The organism is Cellulophaga omnivescoria (genome assembly GCF_001999725.1).
GTDB classification, from domain to species: domain Bacteria; phylum Bacteroidota; class Bacteroidia; order Flavobacteriales; family Flavobacteriaceae; genus Cellulophaga; species Cellulophaga omnivescoria.
This window is the reverse complement of the sequence record NZ_MDDP01000011.1, coordinates 19,565-35,889: the sequence shown is the minus strand read 5'-3', so window position 1 is coordinate 35,889 and position 16,325 is coordinate 19,565. Positions and strand designations below refer to the sequence as shown.

Genomic DNA, 16,325 nt, shown 5'->3' with positions numbered 1-16,325 from the left:
ACACAATGGGTGGTGTATGGGTAGATTACAATTTAATGACTACTGTAGACGGTTTATACTGTATTGGTGAGGCTAACTTCTCTGATCACGGTGCAAACAGGCTTGGCGCTTCTGCTTTAATGCAAGGTTTAGCAGATGGTTATTTTGTGTTGCCTTCCACAATTGTTGATTATTTATCTCACGAGATTAGAACAGGTAAAATACCTACTAACACACCAGCGTTTGATGCTGCTGAAAAAGAGGTTAAAGATAAACTTGATTTCTTTGTAAATAACAATGTTAAGCATTCTGTAGATTATTACTACTAGCCATTAGGTAACATAATGTGAGAGAAATGCGTTATGTCTCGTAACGAAGAAGGTTTAAAAGAAGCAATGCCAAAGATTAAAGAAGTACGCGAAGATATTTAAAAAAAAGAAAAGACAGGAACATATAAAAAAATAATATTTTAAAAAAATTCCCTTTAAAAGGGAATTTTTTTTGCCTAATAATTAAAATATTAGACCATAATTATATTCTGTTATAAAAAATTATATACTATTACACCCAATAAAATATACTATTTACCTATAGCAACCGTTTTCTCTTTTGTATGTTGGCACGACTATTGAAAACATACCTACAATATAAAATTAGACCGTATGAAAAAAATTCTACTATTAACCGCAGTATCAATTTTTTTAGCCTCCTGCAGCGGAGTTAAAAAGACTCAAGAAGCAATTAATACAGGTAACTACTTATCTGTAATACAAACTTCTATTAAAAATTTAGCTTCTAATAAAACTAAAAAAAGCAACCAACCATATATCTCATTATTAGAAGATGCATTTAAAAAAAATACAGAAAGAGAATTAAGTAATATTGCCTTTTTAAAGAAAGACGGCAACGCTGCTAACTACGAAAATATTTTTAATGCCTACACACGACTTAAAAATATACAAGAACAAATTAAACCATTACTACCATTAAAGATAGTAGATGAAAACAGAAATGCAGATTTTACTATTGTTAATTATAATGATAAAATATTGTCTTCAAAAAAACAGTTAGCAGACTATTTATATAGTAACGCTAGTAATTTACTTGCTAACGCAGTCAGTAAAGATGATTACAGAAGAGCATATGATGATTTTAATTATCTAAACGAGTTGAGTCCTAATTATGAAGATAGTAGATTAAAAATTGAAGAAGCACACAACAAAGGAATAGATTATGTTAGAGTAAAGCTTATAAATAGTACAGATAAAATTATTCCGGTACGTTTAGAAGATGATTTACTAAATTTTAACACCTATGGTTTAAATGATTTATGGACAGAGTACCACGCTCAACCAATGAGTACTGTTAAGTATGATTATGAAATGGAAGTAGACTTTAGAGAAATAAATATTTCACCAGAACAGATTAGAGAAAAAGAACTTGTAAAAGAGTCTCAAATTAAAGATGGTTACAAATATGTACTAGATGAAGATGGTGAGGTTGTTGTAGATGAAGATGGCAACAAAGTAAAAACAGATAAGTTTAAAACGGTAAGGTGTAATTTTTACCAATTTACACAATCTAAGTCTGCGCAGGTTACAGGTGTTGTTAGCTTTATAGATTTAAATACAAAACAACAAGTAAACACATACCCTCTAACTAGTCAGTTTATTTTTGAACACAACTACGCAAATTATAGAGGTGATAAAAGAGCTTTAACAAGTGATTTAATTTCTATGTTAAGTTTAAAATCTGTGGAGTTCCCTACCAACGAGCAAATGGTTTATGATGCTGGTGAAAGTTTAAAGGCCAATTTAAAAAACATTATTATAAGACATAAGTTCTAAATAATAAGTAATTATAAAAACGCCCTTGCAAATGCAAGGGCGTTTTTATTTATGAATATTTTTCTAAATCTAATTCTGTTATTGCTCCATGAGATGCGTTTGCTACTGTAACCCCATTTTTTATAACCAACAACTGCGGTGATTCGTGTATTACCTGAAACTTATAACCTACTTCATTAGAAACCTCTCTGTATTGTAACAAATCTAAATAGTATAAATCTGCTTCTTCAGCCGCAAAATTATAAGTGTTTTTAAACATTTTTATAACCATACGGCTAATACCACAACTAGTAGAATGTTTAAAGATAATCTGAGTTTTTGTTTTAGATTTTTCTTCAATTTCTGGTAATTGAGTAACAGCAGTTAAAGGTATCCAAGGCAATTCTTTTTCCTCTTTTTTATTTTCTTCCTTACCACCAAATAAACCTGTAAATATTCCCATTATAAATATTAATTTTATAGTTAAGTCGATCTAAAAACACAACCTTACAACTGACTAAATGTCTTGTAAAACCCCGTAAAAACAGTCATTTTGTCTGCATTACTGTTTTGGTAAGGTAATTGTCTTTAACTCCGTAAAAATACTAATACTATAAAATATACAACATATATGAACATTAATAATTTCACAATAAAGTCTCAAGAGTCCTTACAGCAAGCACAATTGCTAGCTCAGGAACTTGGCAATCAACAAATAGAAAACGAACATTTATTTAAAGCATTAATTAAGGTAGATGAAAATGTAATGCCTTTTATATTAAAAAAGCTAAATGTAAATGTTGCGTTATTAAAACAAATTGTAGACAAAGAATTGCAAAGTTTACCAAAAGTAACTGGCGCAGATATAATGATGTCTCGTGAAGCAGGTAAAACAGTTAACGAAGCTATAATAGTAGCTAAAAAAATGAATGATGAATACGTGTCTACAGAACATTTGTTATTGGCTATTTTTAAATCTAAAAGTAAAATTTCTCAGATCTTAAAAGATCAAGGGGTAACAGAAAAAGATTTAAACGCAGCTATAGCAGAGTTAAGAAACGGTAACAATGTTACATCACAAAGTGCAGAAGAAAATTACAATTCACTTGAAAAATATGCTAAAAATTTAAACAGATTAGCAGATGAAGGTAAACTAGACCCTGTAATTGGGAGAGATGAAGAAATACGAAGAGTTTTGCAAATTTTATCTCGTAGAACAAAAAACAATCCAATGTTAGTTGGTGAGCCTGGAGTAGGTAAAACAGCAATTGCAGAAGGTATTGCTCACCGTATTATTCAAGGAGATATTCCTGAAAACTTAAAAGGTAAAATTATATACTCATTAGATATGGGTGCCTTAATTGCTGGTGCAAAATATAAAGGTGAATTTGAAGAACGTTTAAAGTCGGTTATTAAAGAAGTAACCTCTGCAGATGGCGAAATTGTATTGTTTATTGATGAAATACATACACTAGTTGGTGCTGGTGGCGGAGATGGTGCTATGGATGCAGCAAACATACTTAAACCTGCATTAGCGCGTGGAGAATTGCGTGCTATAGGTGCTACAACTTTAGACGAGTATCAAAAATATTTTGAAAAAGACAAAGCTCTAGAGCGTAGGTTTCAAAAAGTAATTGTAGATGAGCCTAGTACAGAAAGTTCTATATCAATTTTAAGAGGAATTAAAGAAAAATACGAAGCTCACCATAAAGTGCGCATAAAGGATGAAGCTGTTATTGGTGCCGTAGAATTATCGCAACGCTATATAACAAACAGGTTTTTACCAGACAAAGCCATTGATTTAATGGATGAAGCTGCTGCTAAATTACGAATGGAAATTAACTCTAAACCAGAAGAATTAGATGTTCTTGACCGTAAAATAATGCAGTTAGAAATTGAAATTGAAGCTATAAAAAGAGAAAATGACAAGGATAAGCTAAAAATTTTAAATGTAGATCTTGCTAATATAAAGGAAGAACGCAATGAAATTTTTGCAAAATGGGATAGCGAAAAAACTGTTGTAGATAATATACAACAAGCAAAACAAGATATAGAAAATTATAAGTTAGAAGCAGAACGTGCAGAACGTAATGGTGATTATGGTAAAGTTGCAGAAATTAGATACGGTAAAATTAAAGAAGCCCAAGAAGCATTAGAAAAACTACAAAATACACTTGCAGAGCAACAAAGTAATGGTACGTTAATACAAGAAGAAGTTACTTATGAAGATATTGCAGATGTTGTTGCTAAATGGACAGGTATACCTGTAACAAAAATGTTGCAAAGTGAAAGAGAAAAACTATTAGACCTAGAGTCTGTGTTACACAAGCGTGTAGTAGGGCAAGAAGAAGCTATAGAGGCTGTTGCTAATGCAATTAGGAGAAGTAGATCTGGTTTACAAGATGCTAAACGCCCTATAGGCTCATTTTTATTTTTAGGTACAACAGGTGTAGGTAAAACCGAGCTTGCTAAAACTCTTGCATCTTATTTATTTGATGATGAAAATGCACTAACCAGAATAGATATGAGTGAGTACCAAGAAAGACACTCTGTAAGCAGATTAGTTGGTGCGCCTCCGGGATATGTTGGTTATGATGAGGGCGGACAATTAACAGAAGCTGTAAGACGTAGACCTTATTCGGTTATTTTATTAGATGAAATTGAAAAAGCACATCCAGATACTTTTAATATTCTATTACAGGTGTTAGATGAAGGTAGATTAACAGATAATAAAGGACGTGTGGCAGATTTTAAAAATACCATTATTATAATGACCAGTAATATGGGTAGCGCTATAATACAAGAAAGTTTTAACACGCATAAAGACACTACAATAGCTACTGAAGCAGCTAAAACAGATGTATTAGGCTTACTAAAAGCAAGTATTAGACCAGAGTTTTTAAACAGAATAGATGATATTGTAATGTTTACACCATTATCTAAGGAAGACATCACTAAAATTGTACGTTTGCAATTAAACGCGCTAAAAAAGCTAGTAGCAGAGCAAAACATAACTATAGACGCTACTGATGAAGCAGTAAGCTTTTTAGCACTAAAAGGATATGACCCACAATACGGGGCAAGACCAGTAAAACGTATCATACAAAAAGAGGTGCTAAATAATTTATCTAAAGAAATATTATCAGGTAATATTACAACAGATAGTATTGTTTTAATAGATAGTTTTGATGATAAATTGGTATTTAGGAACAATAATTAATATAATTTAATAATAAAAGCAAAAAAGCTTCCTTTATGGAAGCTTTTTTTATGGTTCTATTTTATAGATTTTATATATTCGTAGAAACAACAATTAGCATATGTCCACCAAGGCAGAAAAAACCAAAGAATTTATCATTAAAACTTCTGCTCCAATATTTAGCAAACAAGGCTATATTGGCACCAGTATGAGTGATATTACTAATGCAACAGGCCTAACAAAAGGTGCTTTATACGGTAATTTTAAAAATAAAGAAGAAATTGCTTTAGCGGCCTTTAATTACAACACCACAAAACTCTTAAATAAAATAGATGAACGCCTAAATATAGAAGGAACATCTTTAGACAAAATATACAACCTTACTAGTTTTTATAGACAATATGCTGTTTTTACATTAGATATGGGAGGTTGCCCAATAATAAATGTTGGTGTAGACGCAGAATACAACAACAAAACACTTTCTAGTGCCGCTAAAGAAATTGTACGCACTATAGAAGGTAAAATTGCTGCCGTTTTAGAAACGGGTGTTAATAATAACGAATTAAAGTTACCTGTAACTCCATTACAATTTGCTAAGCAACTGTATACAATGCTACAAGGTTCTGTTGCAATGGCAACAATAACACAAGACCGCAAATACCTATTAAACACTGTAAATTACATTAACCATTTAATAGAAAAAGAGGTTAAGTTATAATTACGTTTAACTACGCATTTAAGTAAAAAAATAAAGGTATTGCTAATACATTAATGTATACTTTTTTTGCTAAAAATAAGTTATACTATATACAACCACATTAAAATAAAATAGTACACAAATGAAATTTTTAAAACCTACTCTTTTAGTGTTACTTTTTACCGTAACATTTGCGTGTAAAAATGATAAAAATAATGCAACAGATGAAGACTTAAACAATACAGTGTCTACATTTTATTTTATTAGGCACGCAGAAAAAGACAGATCTAACTCAGAGAATCAAGATCCAGAACTATCTCAGGAAGGTTTAGGAAGGTCTATTTTTTGGGCAAAGGTTTTTGAGCCTGTTGCATTAGATGCTATTTATTCTACAGAGTACAAAAGAACACAAATGACAGCTGCACCAACATCTGTGCAACAAAATATTTCTGTAACTAATTATGATCCAACAACAATAGAGCCTCAGCAATTTGTAACCGATAATTATGGCAAAAAAGTTTTAATTGTAGGCCATAGTAATACAGTTCCTAAATTTGTAAATGCCATTATTGGCGAAGAAAAATTTAATCAAATAGATGATTATGACAACAGCGGCTTGTTTATAGTAACCATAATAGGCACACAAGCCACTGCTGTAAAACTTAACCTAGATATTAGTAGACAATAATACTTTCTAATTCAATTTTAGATAATAGTTCTAACTCATTATTTTGGAACATTTTATCTATCTCTAAAATATTCATAGATTCAGATTTAGGTTTGTAGTTTTCATAATCTACAAACCTAATTCCGTTTACATAACGTTCATTATAAGCTACTCTAAAACGCATACCGCCATCATTAACAAAAAACTTATACGCTAAATAATCTGGTTTTGCTGTTTCTTTATTAAACCAATACAAGTAAGTATCCTCAAAATCTTCACCACCATTTTCCTCACTAAAAGTAACTTTAATTTTATAGTACTGCTTATTATTAATTGTAACTTCTCCTAAATATTCTTTATTAACAGCAGCGTCATTTAAACCATATGGCAAAAGGGCAAAATAAAAAACTGAATTAATAGCATTGTCATATTTACGAGCAGTAGAATCTGCAACAGTAACAATACTATCATTAACCAATCGTGTAAACTTATCAGCTTTTATATCTGTAACAATTGTAGAATCTTGCTTAAAAATACGCTTCATAATACGCTTGCCATTCTTTTGTAATAAAACATATTTTTTTTCTCTAAAATCAAAAGATAAATTTTTAGTTTTATACAAACTATCACCAGAAATTAATATTGCATTATCTACAATACTTTGTGCTGTAACTATTTTCTTTTTTTCATTCTTACAGGCTGCAAACGCAATTAGTAATAAGAAGAACATACTTTTTTTAATCATAAAATAAAATCTTTAGTGTATTAGTTGTAATGCTTATAAATTATTTACAAAGTTGGTTTAAAATATTCTATTTTTGCAGTCTATGATGCAGAAAAAAATCAATATTAAAAATAAAAGAGCTAGGTTTGAGTATGAGCTATTAGACACTTATACAGCTGGCTTAGTTTTGTCTGGTACAGAAATAAAATCTATTAGAGAAGGTAAAGCTGCTATTACAGAAAGTTTTTGTGAATTTAATGACAGAGGCGAACTTTTTATAATTAATATGCAGGTTGATGAGTACTCACACGGTTCTCACTATAACCACCAACCAAAAGCATCTCGTAAATTATTGCTTAACAGAGGAGAACTTAAAAAGCTAGAAAAAGAAGTTAAAAATACAGGTTTAACTATTGTGCCATTAAATTTATTTTTAAATGATAGAGGTTTGGCTAAAATTAATATTGCATTAGCCAAAGGTAAAAAACTGCACGATAAAAGAGACTCTATTAAAGACAGAGATAACAAAAGAGACTTAGACAGAATTAAAAAGAGTTTTAATAACTAGTTTTTATTTTCTAAAAGCGGTACAAATTTAAAAGATCCAAATTCTTGTTTCTCAAACTCTAGCTCAGATTTACGTACAAACAAGGTCATTATTTGGTCTTCTACCCCAACAGGTATCACTAACCTACCTCCTATTTTAAGTTGTGCTAATAATGGCTTAGGAACTATTGGTGCACCGGCCGTTACTATAATACCGTCAAAAGGAGCTTCTTCTGGATATCCTTTGTACCCATCTCCTAATATTGCCTTTTTAGGCCTAATACCCATTTTAGGAAAAAACAACTTATTTTTTTTAAATAACTGAGATTGTCTTTCAATTGTATAAACTCTAGCTCCTAATTGCAATAAAACTGCAGTTTGGTATCCGCTCCCAGTACCTATCTCTAAAATAACATCGTTAGGCTTTACCTCTAATAATTGCGATTGAAAAGCAACTGTGTAGGGCTGAGAAATAGTTTGTTCTGCACCTATAGGAAAAGCTTTATCTTGGTATGCATGGTCTTCAAAACTACTATCCAAAAACAAGTGTCTTGGAACCTTTTTAATAGCTTCAATAACTTTGGTATCTTCAATACCTTTTTCTATTAAAATGTTAGCCAAAAGATTACGCTTACCACGATGTTTTAAGGTGTCTTTCAAAAGTAAATATGGGTTTGGTTTAGATTACAAATTTAAGAATAAAAACAAGATTTTAAGGCAAAAATAAGCCGTAGATATAAAATAAAAATAAGTCTAAATTAAACTTATAAACTTAGTAAGCTTAGAACAAACATTATATGTATTTTTGGCAATAATTAATAATAAAATACCTTATGAGCATTGAAAGAGAATTAAACAAAAGAAGCCAAAATAAATGTGAACTTTGCTCCAACCCTGAAAATTTAAACCCTTACCAAGTTTTACCTTCAAAAAATAACGATTTACAAGACACTATATTTGCTTGTAGCACCTGTATTACTCAGATAGAAGACCCAGAACAAACTGATCCAAATCACTGGAGGTGTTTAAATGACAGTATGTGGAGCGAACAAATACCTGTACAAATTATTGCATGGCGTATGCTAAGTAGACTCCGTAATGAAGGATGGCCACAAGACCTACTAGATATGATGTACTTAGATGATGATAATTTAGAATGGGCTAAAGCTACCGGAGAAGGTGAAGACCCAGAAGATAAAATTGTACACAGAGATAGTAATGGTGTTATTATTAATGCTGGTGATAGTGTAGTACTTATTAAAGATTTACCGGTAAAAGGGTCCAGTATGGTGGCAAAAAGAGGAACGGCTGTACGTAGAGTATCTTTAGATCATGAAAATGCAGAATATATAGAGGGCAAAGTAGACGGCCAACAAATTGTAATTATTACCAAATACGTTAAAAAAATATAATTTTAGCAATACAAAAAAGTAAAATTACTATGTTTCATTTTTTTAGTAAAAAATATTTTTTAGTTGATTATCTAGAAGGGTATACAGATATACACAATCATATATTACCTGGCATTGATGATGGTGCAAAAACACCAGAAGAATCATTAGAAATTTTAAGTGGTTTTAAAGATTTTGGTGTAACTAAGTTTATATGCACTCCGCATATTATGAGTGGTTATTATCCTAACACCAATAAAAGTATAACAACCTCTTTAGCTTCATTACATAAAGAACTAAAAACTAAAAACATAAACGACTTTACAATAGATATTGCTGCGGAGCATATGGTAGATCCTTATTTTGAAGAGCTAATAGACACAAAAGAATATATGCCCTTAAATAATGATTACATATTAATTGAAATGTCTTTTTTACAAGAGTCAATTAATTTAAAACAAGCTGTTCAGAAGTTAAATAAACTCCCACTATCCCCTATTTTAGCCCACCCAGAACGCTATGCATTTGTACACAATAACTTTAAAAAATATACCTACTACAAAGAACTAGGTACATTTTTTCAGCTTAATTTATTGTCATTGTGTAATTATTACGGTCCTGATGTTCATAAAGCTGCTTTAAAATTGTTAGAGAAAAAAATGTATCATTTTATAGGTTCAGATGTTCATAACACCAGACAGTTAAAGGTGCTAAAAGAAATAAAGTTACAACGTAAAACAATAGAATTACTTAAACCTGTAATAGAAAACACCCACTATAATTTTGAATAAAAAAAGTCCCAGTGAAAAACTGGGACTTTTTATTTTAATATTCTTGCTAGCATTATTTTTTAAACAAATGCCACCAACGTTTTTTATTTACTCCATAACCATAACCATACTTACCTCCATAGCCTAAATCTGCTTCTGGAACATCATTAACTATAAAGCTTAGATTATTAATTTTACCTTCTTCTTTTAAGTGAATAGGGTGCTGAATAACCTTATTTTCTGTAGAACCAGCTCTGGTAACGTACAATAACTGATCTGAATACTTACTTATTAATAATGTATCTGTAACAACTACCATAGGAGCAGTATCCACAATTACGTAATCATACGTTTCGGAAACTTCTTCTAATAGTATTCTCATTTTATCACTCATTAGTAATTCTGCAGGGTTAGGCGGAATTTTACCTGAGTAAATAATATCTAATCCTGTTTCACCATACACCGTTGGCTTTACAATATCCTTTATTTTAATATCTGAAGTTAAATACTCAGTTAAACCAGTATTTTTAGTACGCTTATTCCCTTTTTCTTCTGAAGCATCAAAAAATGTATACAATTTAGGGTTTCTAATATCTGCACCAACTAATAATACCTTTTTTTCTGTATTAGCAAATATAAGTGCCAAGTTAGATGCTAAAAATGTTTTTCCCTCTCCAGATACACTAGAGGTGACATAAATAATGTTGTTCTTTCTTCCATTATTTTTAGATTGAATAAGATAATCTATATTCGTTCGCAAAATCCTAAAGGATTCTGCCAAAACAGATCTATCATTTTTATTAACTAACGAAGCATTTTTACCCATACTTGGTATTTCTGCCAAAACAGGGGTAGAACCTACTAACTTTTCTAAATCTAATTTGTTATGAATTTTGTTATCCAATAAATCATTTGCATAAATTATAGAAAATGGAATGAGCATACCCATAATTAAAAATGCCAATAATATTACTGGTTTTTTAGGTGAAACCGGAAATTTTGTAGGGTTGTATGCGGCATCAATAATTTCACATTTAGGACTGGTAGAAGCTGCTTTTATTTGAGCTTCTTCTCTTTTACGAATCAAATATTGATACAACGCAGCCATATTGTCTTGATCCCTTGAAATTTCATTTAGAGCTCTAGAGTTTCCTGCTGTAGAATACAGTCGAGAATTGGATTTAGCTAGTTGCTTGCTTAAATTATTAGCTCTTACACTGTAATTACTTACTACACTTTTTAAATTAGAGACTATATTACTCTTCATGCTATTCATTTGCTGTGTAAGCTGAATAACATCTGGATGGGATTCCCCAGTACTTTCCAACAGCCTTTTACGTTGCATAGCTAATTGATTATAACTACCAACAGTACCTTGCACGGCATTATTATCTAAATTTGAAACAATTAAACCATAACCTGATTCATTAGAAATAGAATTTACCATCGATTCAGCAATATTTAACTGAACCGTTGTTGCTTGGAGTTCTTGCTCACTTTGCGCACTAATATTCATATTTAAATTTGACTGTGAAGCAATATCCGTTATTCCTCTACCCTCCATAAAGTTTTCGGCAGTGGAATCAATCTCTGTTAAACTAGAATATATTTTAGAAATTCTATTATTGATAAATTCTGAAGTTTTATCGGCTAAGTACTTTTGATTAGCAATTGCATTATCATTATACGTCATTATTAACGTATTCAAAATATCTCTACCTTTTTTAGGATTAGTACTATTAATACTTAAATTAAGTATACTAGATTTCTTTCCTATCTGATTTATGTTAACTTTCTTTTTATAGATTCCTGCAACATCTTCTATTGGTAATACCGTAACTCTATATCTTGAACCAATATAATTATTAACAATATCTTTTTTTGAAGAAATAACTACATCACCAATCTCTGTATTTATTGTAGAGTTAAACTCATATGTTTTTGATGGTTCATCTTCAGATTCAGTAAATCCAATTTTAGTTTCAGAAACAATTTTTATTAGAAAACTACCTTTTTGCTTATAAAGAACCGAGTCTAAACTTTTAAATTCTAATGAAAAAGGATAAGGTGATTGATATACTTCTGTATCTATTACGTTGCCTATGGTCTCTATTTTAATATTTAATCCTAACCTTTTTACAACTTGCATAAAGTTTGATCTAGAAACAATAGACTCAATTTCGTCTTCTACATTATTTTTACCTCCAGACAAAATATCTAAATCCTGAAAGGCACTCAATTCAGATGATTGCGTATTATCCTCTACTATTTTAATTTTTGCTGTAGCATTGTATTCTGGTATAGAGTATCTAATTTTAAAAAAAGCTAAAACTGCAGCTATTATAATAGCTAAAGCAAACCATTTCCAGTGTTTAAGATACGAATTAATAACTAACTTAAGATCTAATTTATTATCCGTATTCATTTTTAAGTTATTCTGCATTAAACTGTAATAATTTTAATTACGAGTTATTAATAAAACCGTTGATGTTATTAGGACTGACGCTATTGAAACAATAATTCCTGCTCTACTATCTTGATTAGATGAATTAATGGCTGACTTATTAGGTTCTACATAAACAACATCATTTTGGGTTAAATAGTAAGCAGGAGAATTAACTGCATTTTTTGAAGTTAAATCTATTCTAATATAATTACGAACTCCATTAAAATCGCGCATAACTAAAACATTATCTCTTCTACCTTTTATTTTTAAATCTCCTGCCAAACCAAGAGCTTCCATAATATTAATACGTTCACCATTAACTTTATATGTGCCAGGCCTGCTAACCTCTCCGTTAATTGTTACTTCAAAGTTTTTTAGTCTAATATTAATAATTGGATCTTTAATGTATACTTCTAATTTTTCTCTTAAATCATTACGTAATTCATTAGGAGACAAACCTGCAACTTTTATTCTTCCAAGAATCGGAAAATCAATCATCCCCTCTAAATCAACTAGATAATCTACCTGCTCTGCCGTTATTCCCCCTTCTTGAGCACCACGATATAAATTAAAAGGTCTTCCAGCCTCTGGCGTTTTTCCTGAAACAAAAATACTTATTAAATCATCTACCTTAAATTTAGTTACAAATACGTCCTCATTTACTATTGTTTCGTAATTTAAAGCATCCTGAAAATAAACGATATCTTTTTTTGATGCACAAGACATTGTTAAAATAACAATAGATAGTGCCACAATTTTCATAGAAATAAACCTAGAGATTTTCATAATTGATTTTAGTTAATGTTAGTTAGTATATTTTTTTCTTCTTTTTTTTGTTTCTCAATGTCTACCTTACAGAGATCAGAATTACTTGAAATAAATTCAGGAACAATATCTTTCATTAAACTTATGGTGTTAGATTTAAAAAACATATTATTTACACATAACTCATCAATTAATGAACGAGTTTTTACATAATCTAACTCTCTCACCTTACTAATCATAATTTTTTTATGGTATGTAGGCATTGTATTTTCTCCGTTGGCTAAAAGTTCCTCGTATAATTTTTCACCTGGTCTTAAACCTGTAATTTTAATATCCATTTCTTCTGGATATTTTAACCCACAAAGTTTAATCATATTTTTTGCCAAATCAAATATTTTAACAGATTTCCCCATATCAAATATAAAAATCTCACCTCCTTCTCCCATTGCTCCTGCCTCTAAAACCAACTGAGAAGCTTCTGGTATTGTCATAAAAAAACGGGTAACATCCTTATGAGTTACCGTTAAAGGTCCTCCCTTATCTATTTGTTTTTTAAATAATGGAATTACAGAACCATTAGACCCCAAAACATTACCAAACCTTGTAGTTATAAATTTAGTTTTATTTTCTTGCTGCATACAACTAATATACATTTCTGCAATACGTTTTGTACCTCCCATAACATTTGTAGGGTTTACAGCCTTATCTGTAGAAACAAAAACAAATTTATCTACATTATGTTGCACAGATAAATCTGCTAAAACTTTAGTTCCAGCAACATTAATTTTTATTGCTTCGTAGGAATTGTATTCCATTAGAGGAACATGTTTATAAGCTGCTGCATGAAAAACAATATTTGGTTTATATTCGTTAAAAAGATAATTTAATCTGTTTTTATCTCTGATGTCACCAACAATTGGAAAAAAATTATGATACCCATTTTGTTTCAATTCTTGCTGCAAATCATATAAAGCAGACTCAGCCTGATCTATAACAATTAAAGATTTATAATTGTACTTGCATATTTGTCTAACTAATTCACTACCTATAGAGCCTGCTCCACCAGTTACAATTACTACTTTATCTTTTAACTCACCAGATATTTTAGAGTTTTCAATATTTATCGGAGCTCTATCTAATAAATCTTCAATTTGAACCTGTTTTATTTGTGAAAACTTAAGCTCTCCATTTATCCAATCTTCTACAGGTGGTACAATTTTAACTTTTACAGGAAAGTCAACCATACTTTCTACAAGCTCTCTAAGTGCGGTTGGATTAATATTCTGAATTGAAAAAATAACTTCAGAAATACCATTATTTACTAAAAATTCTTCGTTTAAATCATCTTTAGCATAAACATTAACTCCGTTAATACTTTTACCAACCTTTTTACTGTTATTATCTACATAACCAACAACTTTAACATTAGATTTTGAGTGGTTGGTAATAGCGCTGTGCGTAATAATACCTGATTCGCCAGCTCCATATATCAAAACTCTTTTTGTGTTATGCAAACTTTTGTTAACAATACTATTATACAATGACTTAAATAAGTACCTAGATGCAGACAATGCTAAAAAAGCAATTAAACTATGCACTATAATAATTTGTAAAGGTATAGTAGTCCAACTAAATAAATCTAACTTTTTGTTAGCTAAAACCAGTAAAATCATTAAAATACTGGATAAACAAATTGCATTAAAAATATTATATACATCTTTAACACCGGTATGCCTAACCACTCCCTTATAAGAACCTGTTATTAAAAAGGCTAATGCCGCAACAACAGCAACAATGGGAATTTGAAAAGGTAACTGAGCTACATCAAACTCTAAAGTTAAATTGTATCGTATTAAATATGATAGTATAAATGCAACTACCATAATTACAATATCAATTGCTAGCACAAGCCACTTAGAGGCATATCTAGTAACATTGTTATTTAAGTAATTCTTAATCATAAAAACTGAGACTTAATTTTATTTACTACTCTTATTAAATCTTTTTGTTCTAAGTTAGAACCGCTAGGTAGGCATAAACCTCTTTCAAAAAGATTTTCAGAAGTTCCGTCCATATAACTTTTGCAATCCTTAAAAACTGGCTGTAAATGCATAGGTTTCCACAACGGACGAGACTCTATATTTTCTTCCAATAAAGCTAATCTAATTTTTTCTCTAATTTCAAAAGATGGAGTTAGAATACAACTTAACCATCTGTTAGAGTAATAACCTTCAGGTTCATTTAAAAATTCTATTTCCTTTATTGAATGTAAATTATCATAATAAAACTGATAATTTGATCTTCTAGCGGATACTCTATCGTCTAGAACCAACATTTGTCCACGACCAATACCTGCCAACACATTACTCATCCTGTAATTATATCCAACTACATTATGTTGGTAATGTGGTGCTTCTTCCCTGGCTTGTGTAGCCAAAAAAACTGCCTTATTTTTTATTTCCTCATCGTGGGCAATTAATGCTCCTCCTCCAGAGGTTGTTATAATTTTATTTCCGTTGAAAGAAAAAATTCCAATTGTACCAAAACTTCCACATTTTAAATTATTAACAGAACTTCCCAATGCTTCTGCACTATCTTCAATTACAGGAACGTTATACTTATCTGCTACCTCTTTTATTTTATTCACTTTATATGGCATTCCATATAAATGTACAGCTATTATTGCTTTTGGTTTTTTTCCATTTTCAATTCCATCTTTAATGGCTATTTCTAAAAGCTCAGGTGAAATATTCCAAGTTTCTTTTTCACTGTCCACAAATACAGGATTAGCCCCCAAATACTTAATTGGGTTAGCAGATCCAGAAAATGTAAACGTTTGACATATTACATCATCACCATTAGAAACCCCAAGGATTTCTAATGCTAAATGTATAGCTCCCGTTCCCGAACTAAGTGCTGCCACATATACATTATCATTTACATAATCAGAAATGGCTTTTTCAAAAAAAGTAACATTAGGCCCAAGAGGAGCTATCCAATTCGTATCAAAAGCTTCTTTTACAAATTTTTGTTCATCACCTCCCATATGGGGAGAAGACAACCATATTTTACTTAGTTCTGGCATAGTGTTTATTTACTAGTAATTGTGTAATTTAAAAACAAAACATTTTAATCAAATTTATTGCAATTTCACTCAACATCATACAACTATACCATTAATTCGGTAAACATGTATTTAAATCGATTAAATACTATCTATTGCATTTATAAAAAGGTATAGTTAAACACTAATATTTACCAAAATATATAGTTTAAAATTAAAGAGCCTATCATTATTTTAAATATTTGTAAAAG

Annotated in this window: 14 protein-coding genes and 1 pseudogene; 8 read left to right on the top strand and 7 right to left on the bottom strand. The window is 30.4% G+C overall.

All coding sequences use genetic code 11. The features are described from left to right. A pseudogene (locus tag BFJ87_RS07710) lies at positions 1-404 on the top strand (FAD-binding protein); the annotation flags it as partial. Positions 405-641: 237 nt separating this feature from the next. Beyond that, positions 642-1,826, top strand: a complete 1,185-nt coding sequence (locus BFJ87_RS07705) for a hypothetical protein (RefSeq protein WP_077402352.1) — start codon at positions 642-644, stop codon at positions 1,824-1,826. A 49-nt stretch (positions 1,827-1,875) separates the two neighbouring features. Here BFJ87_RS07705 and ytxJ read toward each other — a convergent pair whose 3' ends face one another. After that, positions 1,876-2,268, bottom strand: coding sequence for a bacillithiol system redox-active protein YtxJ (gene ytxJ / locus BFJ87_RS07700; RefSeq protein ID WP_077402349.1), 393 nt, complete (start codon positions 2,266-2,268; stop codon positions 1,876-1,878). Positions 2,269-2,436: 168 nt separating this feature from the next. Between ytxJ and clpB the strand changes: the two genes are divergently transcribed. From clpB to BFJ87_RS07685, 3 genes are all read left to right on the top strand, one after another. Beyond that, on the top strand, positions 2,437-5,025 hold the full coding sequence (gene clpB, locus BFJ87_RS07695) for an ATP-dependent chaperone ClpB (RefSeq protein WP_077402347.1): 2,589 nt from the start codon (positions 2,437-2,439) through the stop codon (positions 5,023-5,025). A 100-nt stretch (positions 5,026-5,125) separates the two neighbouring features. Further along, positions 5,126-5,722 carry a TetR/AcrR family transcriptional regulator gene (locus BFJ87_RS07690; RefSeq protein WP_077402344.1) on the top strand — a complete coding sequence of 199 codons (597 nt, stop codon included), beginning with the start codon at positions 5,126-5,128 and terminating at the stop codon, positions 5,720-5,722. A gap of 121 nt (positions 5,723-5,843) precedes the next feature. Further along, the gene (locus BFJ87_RS07685; protein WP_077402341.1) at positions 5,844-6,389 is read left to right on the top strand and encodes a histidine phosphatase family protein; all 546 of its coding nucleotides are present in this window, start codon (positions 5,844-5,846) and stop codon (positions 6,387-6,389) included. Here BFJ87_RS07685 and BFJ87_RS07680 read toward each other — a convergent pair. After that, a complete protein-coding gene (locus BFJ87_RS07680) occupies positions 6,376-7,113 on the bottom strand; it encodes a DUF6503 family protein (protein WP_245799605.1) in 738 nt (245 codons plus the stop codon). The genes BFJ87_RS07685 and BFJ87_RS07680 overlap by 14 nt on opposite strands. An 85-nt stretch (positions 7,114-7,198) precedes the next feature. Here BFJ87_RS07680 and smpB point away from each other — a divergent pair, with 85 nt between their 5' ends. Then, positions 7,199-7,660 carry an SsrA-binding protein SmpB gene (gene smpB / locus BFJ87_RS07675; RefSeq protein ID WP_171974485.1) on the top strand — a complete coding sequence of 154 codons (462 nt, stop codon included), beginning with the start codon at positions 7,199-7,201 and terminating at the stop codon, positions 7,658-7,660. Here smpB and BFJ87_RS07670 read toward each other — a convergent pair. Further along, positions 7,657-8,298, bottom strand: coding sequence for a protein-L-isoaspartate(D-aspartate) O-methyltransferase (locus tag BFJ87_RS07670; protein ID WP_077402335.1), 642 nt, complete (start codon positions 8,296-8,298; stop codon positions 7,657-7,659). The genes smpB and BFJ87_RS07670 overlap by 4 nt on opposite strands. 173 nt (positions 8,299-8,471) lie before the next feature. Between BFJ87_RS07670 and BFJ87_RS07665 the strand changes: the two genes are divergently transcribed. Further along, a complete protein-coding gene (locus tag BFJ87_RS07665; protein ID WP_077402332.1) occupies positions 8,472-9,050 on the top strand; it encodes a PhnA domain-containing protein in 579 nt (192 codons plus the stop codon). Between the two features lie 29 nt (positions 9,051-9,079). Beyond that, on the top strand, positions 9,080-9,820 hold the full coding sequence (locus tag BFJ87_RS07660) for a tyrosine-protein phosphatase (RefSeq protein WP_077402329.1): 741 nt from the start codon (positions 9,080-9,082) through the stop codon (positions 9,818-9,820). Positions 9,821-9,872: 52 nt separating this feature from the next. On the opposite strand, the gene BFJ87_RS07655 is transcribed toward BFJ87_RS07660, so the two are convergent. From BFJ87_RS07655 to BFJ87_RS07640, 4 genes are read right to left on the bottom strand one after another with little or no spacing between them, the layout of a single operon-like run. Then, complete coding sequence (locus BFJ87_RS07655; RefSeq protein WP_245799604.1) at positions 9,873-12,242, bottom strand: GumC family protein; 2,370 nt, start codon at positions 12,240-12,242, stop codon at positions 9,873-9,875. Between the two features lie 15 nt (positions 12,243-12,257). Continuing rightward, a complete protein-coding gene (locus BFJ87_RS07650) occupies positions 12,258-13,031 on the bottom strand; it encodes a polysaccharide biosynthesis/export family protein (protein WP_077402322.1) in 774 nt (257 codons plus the stop codon). 8 nt (positions 13,032-13,039) lie between these two features. Next, positions 13,040-14,971: a polysaccharide biosynthesis protein gene (locus BFJ87_RS07645; protein ID WP_077402319.1), complete on the bottom strand. Its 1,932-nt coding sequence runs from the start codon at positions 14,969-14,971 to the stop codon at positions 13,040-13,042. Next, on the bottom strand, positions 14,968-16,095 hold the full coding sequence (locus tag BFJ87_RS07640; protein WP_077402316.1) for a DegT/DnrJ/EryC1/StrS family aminotransferase: 1,128 nt from the start codon (positions 16,093-16,095) through the stop codon (positions 14,968-14,970). The genes BFJ87_RS07645 and BFJ87_RS07640 overlap by 4 nt, the downstream gene beginning before the upstream one ends. Between the last annotated feature and the right edge of the window lie 230 nt (positions 16,096-16,325).

Coding starts and splice junctions, on each gene's coding strand:
- BFJ87_RS07705 (WP_077402352.1), top strand. CDS start 642: ATGAAAAAAATTCTACTATTAACCGCAGTATCAATTTTTTTAGCCTCC.
- ytxJ (WP_077402349.1), bottom strand. CDS start 2,268: ATGGGAATATTTACAGGTTTATTTGGTGGTAAGGAAGAAAATAAAAAA.
- clpB (WP_077402347.1), top strand. CDS start 2,437: ATGAACATTAATAATTTCACAATAAAGTCTCAAGAGTCCTTACAGCAA.
- BFJ87_RS07690 (WP_077402344.1), top strand. CDS start 5,126: ATGTCCACCAAGGCAGAAAAAACCAAAGAATTTATCATTAAAACTTCT.
- BFJ87_RS07685 (WP_077402341.1), top strand. CDS start 5,844: ATGAAATTTTTAAAACCTACTCTTTTAGTGTTACTTTTTACCGTAACA.
- BFJ87_RS07680 (WP_245799605.1), bottom strand. CDS start 7,113: ATGATTAAAAAAAGTATGTTCTTCTTATTACTAATTGCGTTTGCAGCC.
- smpB (WP_171974485.1), top strand. CDS start 7,199: ATGCAGAAAAAAATCAATATTAAAAATAAAAGAGCTAGGTTTGAGTAT.
- BFJ87_RS07665 (WP_077402332.1), top strand. CDS start 8,472: ATGAGCATTGAAAGAGAATTAAACAAAAGAAGCCAAAATAAATGTGAA.
- BFJ87_RS07660 (WP_077402329.1), top strand. CDS start 9,080: ATGTTTCATTTTTTTAGTAAAAAATATTTTTTAGTTGATTATCTAGAA.
- BFJ87_RS07655 (WP_245799604.1), bottom strand. CDS start 12,242: ATGCAGAATAACTTAAAAATGAATACGGATAATAAATTAGATCTTAAG.
- BFJ87_RS07650 (WP_077402322.1), bottom strand. CDS start 13,031: ATGAAAATCTCTAGGTTTATTTCTATGAAAATTGTGGCACTATCTATT.
- BFJ87_RS07645 (WP_077402319.1), bottom strand. CDS start 14,971: ATGATTAAGAATTACTTAAATAACAATGTTACTAGATATGCCTCTAAG.
- BFJ87_RS07640 (WP_077402316.1), bottom strand. CDS start 16,095: ATGCCAGAACTAAGTAAAATATGGTTGTCTTCTCCCCATATGGGAGGT.